The organism is Microtetraspora glauca, assembly GCF_040656155.1.
Taxonomy (GTDB): domain Bacteria; phylum Actinomycetota; class Actinomycetes; order Streptosporangiales; family Streptosporangiaceae; genus Microtetraspora; species Microtetraspora glauca.
The window spans coordinates 178,092-192,064 of the sequence record NZ_JBFALK010000008.1; the positions used below are offsets into that span (position 1 = coordinate 178,092).

The 13,973-nt window shown below is 70.0% G+C and carries 9 protein-coding genes and 1 pseudogene; 6 read left to right on the forward strand and 4 right to left on the reverse strand.

Annotated features, from left to right (window positions below):
* Positions 1-154 precede the first annotated feature (154 nt).
* Positions 155-2,107 carry a VanW family protein gene (locus tag AB0I59_RS16830; RefSeq protein WP_358133646.1) on the forward strand — a complete coding sequence of 651 codons (1,953 nt, stop codon included), beginning with the start codon at positions 155-157 and terminating at the stop codon, positions 2,105-2,107.
* A gap of 8 nt (positions 2,108-2,115) precedes the next feature.
* Here the strand turns inward: AB0I59_RS16830 and AB0I59_RS16835 are convergent, their stop codons facing one another.
* Positions 2,116-3,246: a PQQ-dependent sugar dehydrogenase gene (locus AB0I59_RS16835; RefSeq protein WP_358133649.1), complete on the reverse strand. Its 1,131-nt coding sequence runs from the start codon at positions 3,244-3,246 to the stop codon at positions 2,116-2,118.
* Between the two features lie 60 nt (positions 3,247-3,306).
* On the opposite strand from AB0I59_RS16835, the gene AB0I59_RS16840 reads away from it, so the two are divergent.
* The 5 genes and pseudogenes from AB0I59_RS16840 to ilvC all read left to right on the forward strand — a co-directional run bounded on the left by AB0I59_RS16840 (position 3,307) and on the right by ilvC (position 10,587).
* Positions 3,307-4,215, forward strand: coding sequence for a 2-hydroxyacid dehydrogenase (locus tag AB0I59_RS16840; protein ID WP_061255079.1), 909 nt, complete (start codon positions 3,307-3,309; stop codon positions 4,213-4,215).
* Positions 4,216-4,399: 184 nt separating this feature from the next.
* Positions 4,400-7,030 carry a putative bifunctional diguanylate cyclase/phosphodiesterase gene (locus tag AB0I59_RS16845; protein ID WP_435830993.1) on the forward strand — a complete coding sequence of 877 codons (2,631 nt, stop codon included), beginning with the start codon at positions 4,400-4,402 and terminating at the stop codon, positions 7,028-7,030.
* A 243-nt stretch (positions 7,031-7,273) separates the two neighbouring features.
* Positions 7,274-9,040, forward strand: a pseudogene (locus AB0I59_RS16850) (acetolactate synthase large subunit); the annotation flags it as partial.
* Positions 9,040-9,564, forward strand: a complete 525-nt coding sequence (ilvN, locus tag AB0I59_RS16855; RefSeq protein ID WP_061255077.1) for an acetolactate synthase small subunit — start codon at positions 9,040-9,042, stop codon at positions 9,562-9,564. The pseudogene AB0I59_RS16850 and the gene ilvN, both read left to right, overlap by 1 nt.
* A gap of 36 nt (positions 9,565-9,600) precedes the next feature.
* Positions 9,601-10,587, forward strand: a complete 987-nt coding sequence (gene ilvC, locus AB0I59_RS16860) for a ketol-acid reductoisomerase (RefSeq protein ID WP_061255244.1) — start codon at positions 9,601-9,603, stop codon at positions 10,585-10,587.
* Between the two features lie 151 nt (positions 10,588-10,738).
* On the opposite strand, the gene dacB is transcribed toward ilvC, so the two are convergent.
* The 3 genes from dacB to AB0I59_RS16875 all read right to left on the reverse strand — a co-directional run bounded on the left by dacB (position 10,739) and on the right by AB0I59_RS16875 (position 13,907).
* Complete coding sequence (gene dacB / locus AB0I59_RS16865; protein ID WP_358133655.1) at positions 10,739-12,253, reverse strand: D-alanyl-D-alanine carboxypeptidase/D-alanyl-D-alanine endopeptidase; 1,515 nt, start codon at positions 12,251-12,253, stop codon at positions 10,739-10,741.
* A 180-nt stretch (positions 12,254-12,433) separates the two neighbouring features.
* Entirely contained in the window at positions 12,434-12,973 is a 540-nt protein-coding gene (locus AB0I59_RS16870) for an FHA domain-containing protein (RefSeq protein WP_061255075.1), read from the reverse strand.
* Between the two features lie 79 nt (positions 12,974-13,052).
* Complete coding sequence (locus tag AB0I59_RS16875; protein WP_358133658.1) at positions 13,053-13,907, reverse strand: CAP domain-containing protein; 855 nt, start codon at positions 13,905-13,907, stop codon at positions 13,053-13,055.
* Between the last annotated feature and the right edge of the window lie 66 nt (positions 13,908-13,973).

The following is a 13,973-nucleotide window of genomic DNA, read 5'->3' on the forward strand; positions in this document are numbered from 1 at the left end:
GGACGTGGCGGGGAAGTAACCGACGAGGGACGCGCCGAGCCGCTGAGCTATGCGAAGCCAAAAGCGCTGTGTCGCCTGATTTCCGGCATATCCAGGAGGGGTTGCTTTAGGGTTAACTGAGCGGAGATGCCCCTGAGCCGGAGGAGACTTAGGCGTGCGGAACGCGGAAGCGTCCATCGACCCGCCGACGGACTCGTTCGCGGCGGGATCTCCGCCTGATTCGCCCAGGAAGCATCCCGTACGGCCCGCTTCGGGGGTATTGCCCCCGGGAGTCTCCGCCGACATTCTCGGCGCCGGGCACCTGGCGTCTCCCGCCTCCAAGGGGCAGGGACCGAACATGCTGCCGCCCGCCGCGCCTCCGGCGGTCGAACCCTGGCCGGTGGCGGATCGCCAGGCCCGCCAGGAACCGCCACCTGTCATCGAGCCGGAGCCGGAGCCGCGCGGACGACTGCTCAGGTTCGGCCTGCCGGTGCTGCTCGTGCTGGTGTTGCTCGCCTATCTGGTCCCCGCCGCGGTCATGGCGGGCCGGGTCCTGCCCGGCACCACGGTGCTGGGCGTCGACATCGGGGGCCAGACGGAGGCGGAGGCCGTACGGACCCTGCAGAAGAGGCTGTCCGGGCTGGCGCGCACTCCGGTGATCGTGAAGCAGGGCATGGAGCGTGCCTCGGTGAACCCCGAGCAGGCCGGTCTCTCCCTCGACGCGGAGGCGACGGTCCGGCAGGTGTCGGAGGGGTTCCCGGGTCCCACCGCGGTCTGGAAGGCCCTGACGAGCGGCCACGAGATCCCCCCGAAGGTCACGGTCGACAAGGCGAGGCTGGAGGTCGCCGTGGCCAGGAACGTGACGGCGGTCTTCGCCACTCCCGCCCAGGAGGGCGACGTCGACTTCCGTGGGCTGACGCCGGTCCCGACCTATCCGCGGGCCGGACGAGCGATCGATCACGCCAAGGTCGCCGCCGACATCCAGCGGGCGTATCTCAGCCCCGACGCGATGGTGGAGGTCACCACGCGGACCGACGAACCGCTGGTGAGCCGGGCGGAGGTGCGGCGCGCGCTCACCTGGGCGAAACGCGCCGTCGCCGGACCGATCACCGTGACGAGCAGGACGGGTTCGGTGCGGATCTCGCCGGAGCTCCTCGCGGCGAATCTCACGTTCACCGCGGACGGGCAGCACGACCTGCGGCCCGTCTTCGACGCGGCGGAGGCGCTGGCCGGCCTTGAGGACCGGCTCATGGACCCCCGGCAGCTGCCCCGCGACGCCACGTTCACGGTCGCCGGAGGCAAGCCCACCCTCGTGCGAGCGAAGGCCGGTCACGTGCTGGACACCGAGCGCCTGTCGGAGGACGTCGTCAAGGCGATCACCTCGGGAAGCCGTACGGCCCGGGTCCACCTGACCGCCGGGCGGCCGGCCGTGACCGATGACGAGGCACAGCGGATGGGCATCACCGAGGAGGTGGGCCGATTCACCACCGAGTTCGCCTGCTGCCTGCCGCGCGTCACCAACATCAAGACTGTGGCGCGTGCGCTCGACGGCCATCTGGTCGCGCCGGGGGAGACGTTCTCGCTCAACCAGTTCATCGGGCGCAGGGAGCCGTCCGCGGGATACGTCGGCGGCGCGGCCTCCACGCTGATCCGCGGAAAGGCCGGAGCCGACGTGGCGGGCATCTCGCAGTTCGCGACCACGATGTTCAACGCCGCCATGCGCGCCGGCATGGAGGACGTGGAGCACACTCCGTACGACCACTACATCCGGCAGTACCCCATGGGTATGGAGGCGGCGGTCTCCTATCCCGGCCCGGATCTGCAGTGGAAGAACGACTCGCCCTACGGGGTGCTGGTGCGGACCTCCGCCGGCGACACCGCGGTGACCGTCGAGCTCTGGAGCACCAAGCGGTTCGAGGTCGAGTTCACCGATCCGGTGCGTACCCGGCAGGTCAACCCCACGGTCCGTACGGCGAGCGGTCCGGGGTGCGTGCCCGTGATCGGCCAGGCGGGCTTCACGGTCGAGGTCACCCGGACGTTGCGCCAGGGCGACAAGGTGGCGAGCCGCCAGACGTTCACGACCACCTACGAGCCCGAGGCGTCGGTCATCTGCGCCTCGAATGACTGAGACGCGTCTCAGCGGACCGGCACCACCAGGACGCGGTCGTCACCGGGACGCGGAGAGCCGCGACCGTCCCTGTTGCTGGTGCTCATCCACAGGCTCCCGCCGGGCGCCGTGGTGATCGCCCTCAACCGGCCGTACTCCCTGGTGAAGCGGGCGACCGGCCGGCGGACGGCGCCGTCCTCGGAGAGGGGGATCTGCCACAGCCGCTGCCCGCGCAGCGCCACCGCCCACAACGAGCCGCCCGCGTACGCGAGGCCGGACGGTGACGCCTCGGCGGGGCGCCAGGTGAGCAGCGGGTCGGTGAACCGGCCCTTGCCGCCGAAGCCCTCGACCACTGGCCAGCCGTAGTTGTGGCCCTTCTCGATCAGGTTGAGCTCGTCCCAGGTGTCCTGGCCGAACTCGGTGGCGTACATGCGTCCCCGGGGGTCCCAGGCCATGCCCTGGACGTTGCGGTGGCCGTAGGTCCACACGAGCGTCCCGAACGGGTTTCCGGGCGCGGGCCGGCCATCGGCGGTCATGCGCAGGATCTTGCCGCCGAGAGAGTCCTTGTCCTGGGCGAGCTCTTCCTGGCCTGTCTCACCGGTGGAGGCGTACAGGTAGCCGTCGGGGCCGAACTCCAGCCGCCCGCCGTTGTGGATGCCCCCCTTCGGGATGCCGGTCACGATCGGGGTGGGGTCGGAGAGGCCGTCGTCGTAGCGATACCGGACCACCCGGTTGTCGCCGTCCGCCGTGAAATAGACGAAGACGAAATGATCGGTGGAGTACGCCGGGGAGACGGCCACGCCGAGCAGGCCGCCCTCGCCCTGGGCGGACACTCCGTCGATCACGCCCACCTCGCTGCTTCGCCCCTGGGGCGTGACCCTGAGCAGCCGGGCCGAATCCCGCTCGGTGATCAGCGCGTCCCCTCCGGGCAGGAAGGCGATCGCCCACGGCACCGCCAGCCCCTCGACCAGCGTCCGCGGCGTGCCCGGCGGTCGTGCCGGCGGCGTCCCCGCCGGAGGCTCAGGGGCGGGCCCGCCTCCCGCCACACCTCCCGCCCCGCCTGCTGACCCGCCTGCTGACCCGTCTCTCGTCTCCGTCGCCGGAGCGCATCCCAACAGCGCGGCGGCCAGCAGCACCGCCAGTCCCGTACGGCCCATCATCGCGACCTCCTCCGTACCCATAGTGATGCCCGGAACGACGGGTTCCTTTAGGTTGGTCCCGTGAAGATCTGGGTCGCGACGGAGGACATCGCCGACGGGCTGGCCGGCCTGCCGGGACTGGAGTGCGTGGTTTATGACGGCACCGGACCGTTGCCCGCCGGGATCGACGAGGTGGAGGTCTGGGTCCCACCACTCGTGCCGGCGGCGGACACTCCCGGCCTGATGGCCAGGATGTCCGCGCTCCGCCTGATCCAGACCGTGACCGCCGGGGTGGACCCGTACCGGCCGTACCTGGCCGACCACGTGACCCTGTGCAACGCCCGGGGCGTCCACGACGCGGGGACCGCCGAATGGGCCGTGGGCGCGATGATCGCGGTGCTGCGGGACTTCCCCGAGTTCGCCGCCGCCCAGGCCCGCGGCACCTGGGCGCGTCACTACACCGGGGTACTGGCCGACTCGACCGTCCTCATCGTCGGGTACGGCTCGATCGGCGAGGCGCTGGAACGCCGCCTGTCCGGATTCGAGGTGGAGATCGTCCGGGTCGCCAGGACCGCGCGAGGCGACGTGCACGGCCAGGACGAGCTGCCCGACCTGCTGCCGGACGCGGACGTCGTCGTACTGCTCGTTCCGGCCACGGCCGACACGGCGGGCATGGTCGACGCCCGGTTCCTCGCCCGCATGAAGGACGGCGCGGTGCTGGTGAACGCCGCGCGCGGCTCCGTCGTGGACACCGACGCGCTCCTCGCCGAGCTGCAGAAGGAGCGGCTGCGTGCCGCGCTCGACGTCACCGCCCCCGAACCACTCCCGCGGGACCACCCGCTGTGGACCGCACCCGGCGTCTTCATCACCCCGCATGTGGCGGGCAGCACCCCCGCGTCCGTACGCCGGACCCGGAAGCTGATCCATGATCAGATCGCGCGGTACATGTCCGGCGAACCCCTTAAAAACGTCATCACGGGGCTCTACTGACCCGCGAAGGATTCCGGAAAGTGGCTGCCCCGTGACCTGTGGTCCGTACGGTGAGCACATCGCGCAGCTGGTTATCGGATCGGTGACGACTCGGCGGTTGTCGTCGCGCCGATCGAATGTCCTGCGCAAACTGGCCTCGTGACAGGGAGAGCTAAGCCGAGTCGATGGCGGGAGGGACTGCGTGATCCGCAGGCGTGACCCCAGGGTCCCGCTCGCCGCCGCGTCCGGGCTCGGCGCGGCGGCGATCGCGGGCGTCATCATCGCCGGAGGCGCATCCTCGGTGGTGGTCGCGGTGGCGGGGGTCGTCACCGGGCTGTTCGCCGTGATCTCGCTTGTGCTGGCAGCCACGCGGGTCGCGCCGGGACAGCGGCGGCGGGCCGCGGCCTGGCGCTGGCTGGAGGCGGGTTCCGTGACCTGGCTGGTCGGCATCGGGCTGCGACCGGTCGCCGACGGCACACCCTACGTGCTGACCTTCGCCGACCTGCTGCTCCTCGTCAGCTCGTTACTTCTGATGATCGGTTGTGGCTTCACGGCCAAACCCCCTCCGTACAGCAGGGGAGTGGTCAGACAGGCCACGGACGCCTTCCTCGCCGCCGCGTCGATCTTCACGGTGGCCTGGGTGTGGTTCCTCGGGCCGATCTTCCTCGAAGTGGACGGCGCCACCACGATCCTCTCCACGCTGGCGCTGCCCGTCGTCTGCCTGCTGACCGCCTGCGCCGTGGCCCCCGCCGTCATCGCGTCCAGGTCCGCCGACCGGTCGGTCGGCCTGGCGGGGGTCGGCGTGCTCGGCGCGATCACGGTCGCGGAGTTCGCGACGGCCGTCGCCAGGCTGGACGGCGACACGCCGCCGCTGGCCGTGACCCTGGTGGCCCCCGCCGCGTTCCTGATCCTCGCCGCCGCTCCATGGGTGGAGGCGCGTCCACGACGGCGGCCGCTGCCCGCCGTCGTGACGGCCGTCATCCCGCTCCTCCTCGTCGCCGTCGCCACGGTGGCCGTGGCGTTCCACGCGTACACCGGCGGCCGGGACCAGGTCCTTCCCGGCCTCTGCGTCGCCATCGTCCTCGTGCTCATCGGACGGCTGCTCCTGCTCCTGATCGAGGCGGCGGGGATGCGCCGTCTGGTGGACGTCGGAGAGCGGCAACTGCGCCGGCTCGCCGAGAACACCGGGGACGTCGTGCTGCTGTGCGACCACGACGGCGAGATGCGCGAGATCGGCTCCAGCGTCCAGACGACGTTCGGCTACCGTCCCGCCGACCTCGTCGGCCGTCCCCTGGCCGACTACCTCCACCCCGAGGACGTGCCCGGCGTCCAGGCGCTGCTCCGGCGGCTCGACAACGACGGCGACGCCATGGAACGCCACGAGACCTGCCGGGTCGCCTGCCGGGTCCGCGCGTCGGACGGCACCTGGCGACCCACCGAGTCGGTCGCCACCCGGCACCTGCGTAAAGAGGACCTCGTCCTGGTCACGGTCCGCGACGTCAGCGACCAGGTGGCCCTGCGCAACCAGGTGACCCACCTCACCTTCCACGACGGGATCACCGGGCTGCCCAACCGGGCGTACTTCGAGGAACGGGCCCGCGAGGTCCTCGCCCGGCCGAACGGCGGCCGCACCGCCGTGATCTTCCTGGACCTCGACGGGTTCACCGGGGTCAACGACTCCGTCGGCCATGCCAGCGGCGACTACCTCCTCGGCCAGGCGGCCCGCCGGTTGCGCGCCGCCGTACGCGCCGACGACACGCTGGCCCGATGGGGCGGCGACGAGTTCGCCGTGCTGGTCGGGGGCGGCGCCTCCAGCAGCACGGACGCCCAGACCGCGATCGACCTGGCCGAGCGGCTCGTCCGCGCGGTCTCCTCCGAGCCGTTCCGCGTCGCCGACCGGGACATGCCGCTGACCGCCAGCGTCGGCGTCGCCTTCGCCGAGGACGGCGTACCCGCCGGAGACCTGCTGCGGAACGCCGACGTCGCGATGTCCCGGGCCAAGGAACTGGGCGGGCGGCGAGTCGAGGTCTTCGCCGCGCACATGCACGCCGACGTCGTACGCCGCCTCGAACTCGCGGCCGATCTACAGCGCGCTCTCCAGGAGAAGCAGTTCGCCGTCGAGTACCAGCCCGTCGTCGACCTCGCGACCTCGCGGGTCACCGCCGTCGAGGCGCTCGTCCGGTGGTGGCGCGGCAGCACGTTCGTACCACCCGAGCAGTTCCTCGGCCCCGCCGAGGACACCGGGCTGATCGTGCCGCTGAGCGAGTGGATACTCAAAGAGGCCTGCCGCGAGGTGGCCGGCTGGCGCGAGTCCTCCTGGGACATCGGCCTCTCCCTCAACCTGTCGGCGCGGCAGATCACCGCACCGCGGTTCGTGGAGACGGTCTCCGAGGCGCTGGCCGAGAGCGGGCTGCCCGCCAGCGCGCTCACGCTCGAGGTCATCGAGGAGATGCTCGTCGAAGACGCCGAGGACACCGTGGCCAAGCTGTCGGAGCTGCGCGCTCTCGGAGTACGGCTCGCGATCGACGACTTCGGCACCGGCTACGCCTCGCTGGCCTTCCTTCGCCAGCTCCCGGTGGACATGATCAAAATCGATCCGTCGTTCGTCTCAGGGCTCGGACGTGACGAGACTCTCACCCTCCTCACCCGCACCATCGTGCGACTCGGCCACGACCTCGGTCTGATCGTCGTCGCCGAGGGCATCGAACGCCCAGAGCAGCTCGAACTGCTGCGTGAGATGGGCTGCACGCGAGGCCAGGGATACCTCGTCGCACGGCCCATGGCCGCACGCGGAGTCGACCACCTGATGCGCACCACTCTCCAGAACACCGCGTAGGGTCGGCGGCTTCGCCGGGGTGCGGCAGCCGGTACGGAGCGGGGAAGTTGATCTCATATAGTGAGACCGGTGTCCGAGATAATTTGACGAGGGGCGCGTGGATCGGACATCGTGTAGCCATGCATCGCAGTGGGATCCTCGTAGTACTTCGCAGGCGCGCGGCCTGACGAAGCACTAGGTCCTGCGCGCGCCCCAGATCCGCATCGGCGGACGGGGCATTTTTTATGCCAGCAGACAGACAGCTCAGCCACAAGGAACGAGCCGATGACCGAACAGATGACAGGTGCCCAGGCCCTCGTGAGGGCGCTGGAGCACGTCGGGGTCGACACGGTGTTCGGGATCCCGGGCGGTGCCATCCTCCCGGCCTATGATCCCCTCTACGACTCGACCAAGGTCCGGCACGTGCTTGTACGGCACGAGCAGGGCGCCGGCCACGCGGCCGAGGGATACGCCCAGGCCACCGGCAAGGTGGGGGTCTGCATGGCGACCAGCGGTCCGGGTGCGACGAACCTGGTCACCGCCATCGCGGACGCGTACATGGACTCGGTGCCGATCGTCGCGATCACCGGGCAGGTGGCGACGCCCCTGATCGGCACGGACGCCTTCCAGGAAGCGGACATCTCCGGCATCACGATGCCGATCACGAAGCATAACTTCCTGGTCACCGAGGCCGCCGACATTCCCCGGACGATCGCCGAGGCGTTCCACATCGCCTCGACGGGGCGGCCCGGCCCGGTCCTGGTCGACATCGCCAAGGACGCGATGCAGGACACCATGACGTTCTCGTGGCCGCCGGTCCTGCAGCTGCCCGGATACCGTCCGGTCACCCGTCCGCACTCGAAGCAGATCCGCGAGGCGGCCCGGCTGATCGTGGAGTCCAAGCGGCCCGTCCTCTACGTCGGCGGCGGCGTGCACAAGGCGGGCGCGGCCCCCGAACTGCTGCGGCTGGCCGAGCTGACCGGCATCCCGGTCGTCACGACGCTGATGGCACGCGGCACCTTCCCCGACAGCCACCGCCAGCACATGGGCATGCCCGGCATGCACGGCAGCGTGTCGGCCGTCGGAGCGCTTCAGCGGTCCGACCTGCTCATCGCGCTCGGCACCCGCTTCGACGACCGCGTGACCGGCGATCTGTCCAGCTTCGCGCCGCACGCCAAGGTCGTCCACGCCGACATCGACCCGGCGGAGATCTCCAAGAACCGCCACGCGGACGTGCCGATCGTGGGTGACTGCCGCGAGGTCATCAGCGACCTGATCGCGGCGATCGAGCATGAGCACGCCGACGGTCGCAAGGGCGACTTCGACGAGTGGTGGACCCTGCTCGACGGCTACCGGCGGACCTACCCCCTGGGTTACGAGGAGTTCGCCGACGGCTCCCTCGCTCCGCAGTACGTCATCGAGCGGCTGAGCGCCATCGTCGGCCCCGACGCGTACTACACGGCGGGCGTCGGCCAGCACCAGATGTGGGCGGCGCAGTTCATCGGCTACGAGAACCCGGGGACGTTCATCAACTCCGGCGGCGCGGGCACGATGGGGTTCGCGGTCCCGGCCGCGATGGGCGCCAAGATGGGGCGGCCCGAGTCCACCGTGTGGGCGATCGACGGCGACGGCTGCTTCCAGATGACCAACCAGGAGCTGGCCACCTGCGCCATCGAGGGTGTGCCGATCAAGGTGGCCGTCATCAACAACGGTAATCTCGGCATGGTTCGCCAGTGGCAGACGCTGTTCTACAACCAGCGGTACTCCAACACGAACCTGCAGACGGTCCGGAGGATCCCGGACTTCGTCAAGCTGGCCGAGGCGTACGGTTGTGTTGGTCTGCGCTGCGAACGACCGGAGGACGTCGACGCCACGATCCGCAAGGCCATGGAGATCAACGATGTTCCCGTGGTGGTCGACTTCGTCGTCCATCAGGACGCGATGGTCTGGCCGATGGTCGCCGCCGGCACCAGCAACGACGACATCAAGTACGCCCGAGACATGGCGCCGAAGTGGGAGAACGAGGACTGATGAGCAGGCACACGCTGTCGGTGCTGGTCGAGAACAAGCCCGGTGTGCTGGCCAGGGTCGCCAGCCTGTTCTCCCGGCGAGGCTTCAACATCGACTCGCTGGCCGTCGGGCCCACAGAGCACGACGACATCTCCCGGATGACCATCGTGGTCAGCGTGGAAGAACTCCCGCTGGAGCAGGTCACCAAGCAGCTCAACAAGCTGGTGAACGTCCTCAAGATCGTGGAGCTGGACACCGCCCAGTCGGTGCAGCGCGAGCTGATGCTGATCAAGGTGAGGGCGGACGCGGACAGCAGGTCGCACGTCCTCGAACTGGTCAACCTGTTCCGCGCGCGGTGCGTCGACGTGGTACCGGACGCGGTGACCATCGAGGTCACCGGAACGGTGGACAAGCTGGAGGCGTTCGTGCGGGTTCTGGAGCCCTACGGCATCAAGGAGCTCGTGCAGTCCGGCATGGTGGCCATCGGCCGCGGTGCCCGCTCCATCACCGATCGCTCGCTTCGTGCGCTGGACCGCACCGCGTAGCCGAATAAATCACTGAAAGGCAAGCAAGTGACTGAGATCTTCTACGATGACGACGCCGACCTGTCGATCATCCAGGGACGGCACGTGGCCGTGCTCGGCTACGGCAGCCAGGGCCACGCCCACGCGCTGAGCCTGCGCGACTCCGGTGTGGACGTGCGCGTCGGTCTGCCCGAGGGCTCCAAGAGCCGGGAGAAGGCCGAGGCCGACGGGCTGCGCGTGCTCTCGCCGTCGGAGGCCGTCGAAGAGGCCGATCTCACCATGATCCTGGCGCCGGACCACATCCAGCGTCACCTCTACACCGAGCACGTGGCGCCGAACCTCGTCGCGGGTGACGCCCTGTTCTTCGGCCACGGCCTCAACATCCGGTACGGCCTCATCGAGGCCCCGGAGGGTGTGGACGTCGCCATGGTCGCCCCGAAGGGTCCGGGCCACCTGGTCCGCCGCCAGTTCTCGGCCGGCCGCGGCGTGCCCTGCCTCGTCGCCGTCGAGAAGGACGCGACCGGCAACGCCTGGCCGCTCGTCCTGTCGTACGCCAAGGGCATCGGCGGCACCCGCGCCGGCGCGCTGAAGACGACCTTCACCGAGGAGACCGAGACCGACCTGTTCGGCGAGCAGGCCGTCCTCTGCGGTGGCGTCTCCGAGCTGATCAAGGCGGGCTTCGAGACCCTGATCGAGGCGGGCTACCAGCCCGAGGTCGCGTACTTCGAGTGCCTGCACGAGATGAAGCTGATCGTCGACCTCATGTACGAGGGCGGCATCTCCAAGATGTACTGGTCGGTGTCCGACACCGCCGAGTACGGCGGCTACAGCCGCGGCCCGCGCGTCGTCAACGCGGAGACCAAGAAGGAGATGCGCCGCATCCTGGACGAGATCCAGGACGGCCGCTTCGCCCGCGAGCTGGTCGAGGAGTTCGACTCGGGCCAGGGCAACTTCAACAAGTACCGCGAGGAGCTCGCCGGCCACCCGATCGAGCAGACCGGTGCCAAGCTCCGTCCGATGATGAGCTGGCTCAAGTCCCAGTAGTTCCGATCGCGAATCGGCGCCGCCCCCGTCGACGGGGACGGCGCCGATTCGCGTTCTCCTACGGCCGGGCCGGCCATCAGCCTCCCGCGCGGCTCAGCGGCACTGTCCGCGTCTCATCGGGCCGGGCGAGGCCGTACGCGTCCCGAGTGGTTCAGCACTCCACCGGTTTGCGCCAGGAGCATTCGAGGTCGTCACCCTGCGGCGTCTCGGCCGGTGTCTCGGCACGGAGCGTCCCGGCCGCCGCGTCCACCGGGGCGGAGCGGGTGAACTGGGCGAGCCTGACCGCGATCCGGTCCTCCAGATCCCTGGGGGCTCCGGAGAGGTAGCCGTTGGTCAGGATCGAGAAGACCAGCGGTTCGCCGTCCGCGCTCGTCACGTAGCCCGACAGCGCGGTGACACTGGTCAGCGAACCGGTCTTGGCGTGCACGTTCCCGGCGGCCGGGGTGCCGCGCATGCGGCTGCGCAGGGTGCCGCCGACGAGCCGGTCCGCCTGCCCGGCGATGGGCAGCGAGTCGTACCAGGCCGGGAACCACGGCTTGCCCTTCGCGGCGATGAGCAGTGACGTGATGCCCGACGGCGTGAGCCCGTCCACCCTGGACAGGCCGGAGCCGTCACGGAGTCTCAGCGTCCCCACGCCGTTCGCCCTGGCGAAGGCCGTGGTCACCGCGAGCCCGGCGGACCAGGTGCCCTCGCCGGAGACCTTTCGGCCCATCGCCTTGGTGAGGATCTCGGCGTGCATGTTGTTGCTCAGCTTCATGAACGGGGTCAGCAGCTGGCTGAGCGGCATGGACTCGCGGGTGGCCAGCGTCTTCGCCCCGGAGGGGGTGGCCTCGCGGACGGTCGAGCCGATGACGCGTACGCCGTGGGCGGCCAGCCCCTTACGGAAGAGGGAGGCCGCGTAGAGGGACGGCTCCCACACCGCCACCCACTCGTCGTACTGCTCGGCCACGGTCCCGGTGATCACGACGGTGTTCCCGCCGTGCTGCCGCTCGACCAGCACGTCGGTGTCGTCTCCGGTCACCGCCTTGTTGACGATCTTCACGTAGTCGGTGTCGGGGGTCGTCGTCACCTTGGCCGGCTTGCCCGGCCCGTCGCCGGGCGCGACCGACACGACGACCGAGCCCGCGTCGTAGTCGGTGTCGGGCGAGGCCGTCAGCGCGGAGATCTGGCCCGCGTAGTAGTACGGCTCGTCGTCCCACGTCCAGTCAGTGCCGAGCCGTACGTCGTCGAACCAGGTGTCGTCGACGACCAGCCGCCCGGTGACGACCTTGACGCCGGACGCGGCCACCTTGGCGGCGAGCGCGTCGTAGTCGGCGGCGAGCATGGTCGGGTCGCCGGTGCCCCTGAGGTAGAGGTCCCTTCCCTTGGAGAGCACCTCCGTGCTGAACCGGTAGTCCGCGCCCAGCGTCTCCATCGCGGCGGCGGAGGTGAGCAGCTTGGTGTTGGAGGCGGGGGCGAACAGCTTGCCCGAGTCGAGGGTGTACAGCTCCTCGCCGGTGGTGGCGTTGCGCACGACCACGCCCGCACGCGCCATCGTGAGCCGGGAGTCGCTGAGGATCTGGTCGATGTCGTGGATCAGGTCGCTGACGCCGGGGGCGGGGTCGAGCGCGTGGGCGGGGATTCCCGAGCCCGCGACCCCGGTGATCAGCACCGCGGAGGCCAGCATGATCGAGGTTCGTCGTGATAAGCGCACAGTCGCTCCAGCATGAGTGGGCTTTCCGCGATCATGAGGAACCATCGCACTGGCATCAATACGGAAATATGCGTATATGGAGGCTGCCGGGCGGACGCACGCGTCCCGGACGTTCGTCGGGACCTGTGGGTCGGGCTGAGCGTCGGGCGGGCGTCAGGCGGGGCTGGTCACCAGGAACACGCAGTCGCCGAAGGCGATCTCGTCACCCGGACGCACCCGCGCCGATCCGACCAGCCGCCAGCCGTTCAGCCGGGTGCCGTTGAGCGATCCCAGATCGACCAGGAGCCACGACTCCTCCTCGCGGCGCAGCTCGGCGTGCACGCGGGAGACCGTCACGTCCGACAACACCAGGTCGCAGGCGGAGCCGCGGCCGACGACGTAACGAATCCGGCTGTCGGCGGGGAGGGCCAGCCGGGGCAGCCGGGGACGGCGCCAGGCGGCCTCGATCCTGGTGGTGAGGTCCGACACCGAGGAGACGGCCTCGGTGATGCGCCGGCGCCAGCGCCCGCGATGCGGCAGGTCGGAGATGAGATCGTCGAGCTCGCCCGTGCTGCGCGCGCGCAGCGCCATGTCGACGCGCCCGACGAAGGTCTCCATGGAGAGCCGCCCCTCGGCGGCGCGGTCGCGGAGCTCGCTGAGCGCGCGCTCGCGGTCCCCGTCGGATGCGCGAACCGGAGGGTGCGTCGAGCTCATGTCAGGAGTATCCGCCGGGGAAACATGGGGTGTCCAGCCGACCGGCACATTCCTCGCTGTTTGGGATTACTCGAACCTGTCAGCCCCTGGCGAAGTCCTGGGTCCAGTACGGCCCGCCCGCCGCGGCGTGGCCGACGCCGATGTGCGTGTAGGCGCAGTTCAGCATGTTCTGCCGGTGTCCGGGGCTGTCCATCCACCCCTTCACCACGGCCGCCGCGGTCGGATAGCCCTTGGCGATGTTCTCCGCCGCGGCGGTGAAGGAGAACCCGGTCGCCTTGATGCGGTCGCTGAAGCTGCGACCGTCCTGGGAGGTGTGGCTGAAGTATCCCTTGGCGGACATGTCGGCCGAGTGTCCGAAGGCCGCGGCACGCAGCTTGGCGTCATGTGTGAGGGCGCCGCAGCCCGCCTTCGCCCGCTCGGCGTTGGTCAACCGTACGACCTCGTTCTCGAGCTCGGTGCCCACGCTCGAACCGCCGGAGCTCGAACCGCCGGAGCTCGAACCGCCGGAACCGGTGCCGCCGGAACCGTCCGGGTCGGTGGTCGCGCAGGTCAGGCGGACCTTCGTGGATTTTGAGATGTGCCCGTGGGTGTCCGCGACGGTGGTGAAGAACGTGCCCGGCACGCAGCTGAGGCTCGTGGCGATCCTGCCGTTGCGCACGATGGTGGAGCCGCTCTTCACGATCCGGTCCGGTCCGGGCAGCACCCTGACGATCCGGACGCGGACGCGGGCCCGCTCGGCGCAGCCGGTCCGCGTCGCCACCGCGCGGATCTGCCTGCTCTGCGTGACCTGCGGCTTCGCCGCGACGACGCGGCACCTGGCCTGCGTGGCGGCCTGAGCGGCGGCCTGCGTGGTCGCTGCGTTCGCGGGAACGGCGGGCATGACGATCGCCACCGCGCTTCCGAGACCAAGGATGGTCAGAGCGGTTGTGCGCACGAATCCTCCAGTGTTGGGGGTAACGAGCTGGATGGAGTCAGCATTATGGACGCCCTTGATGGCGCT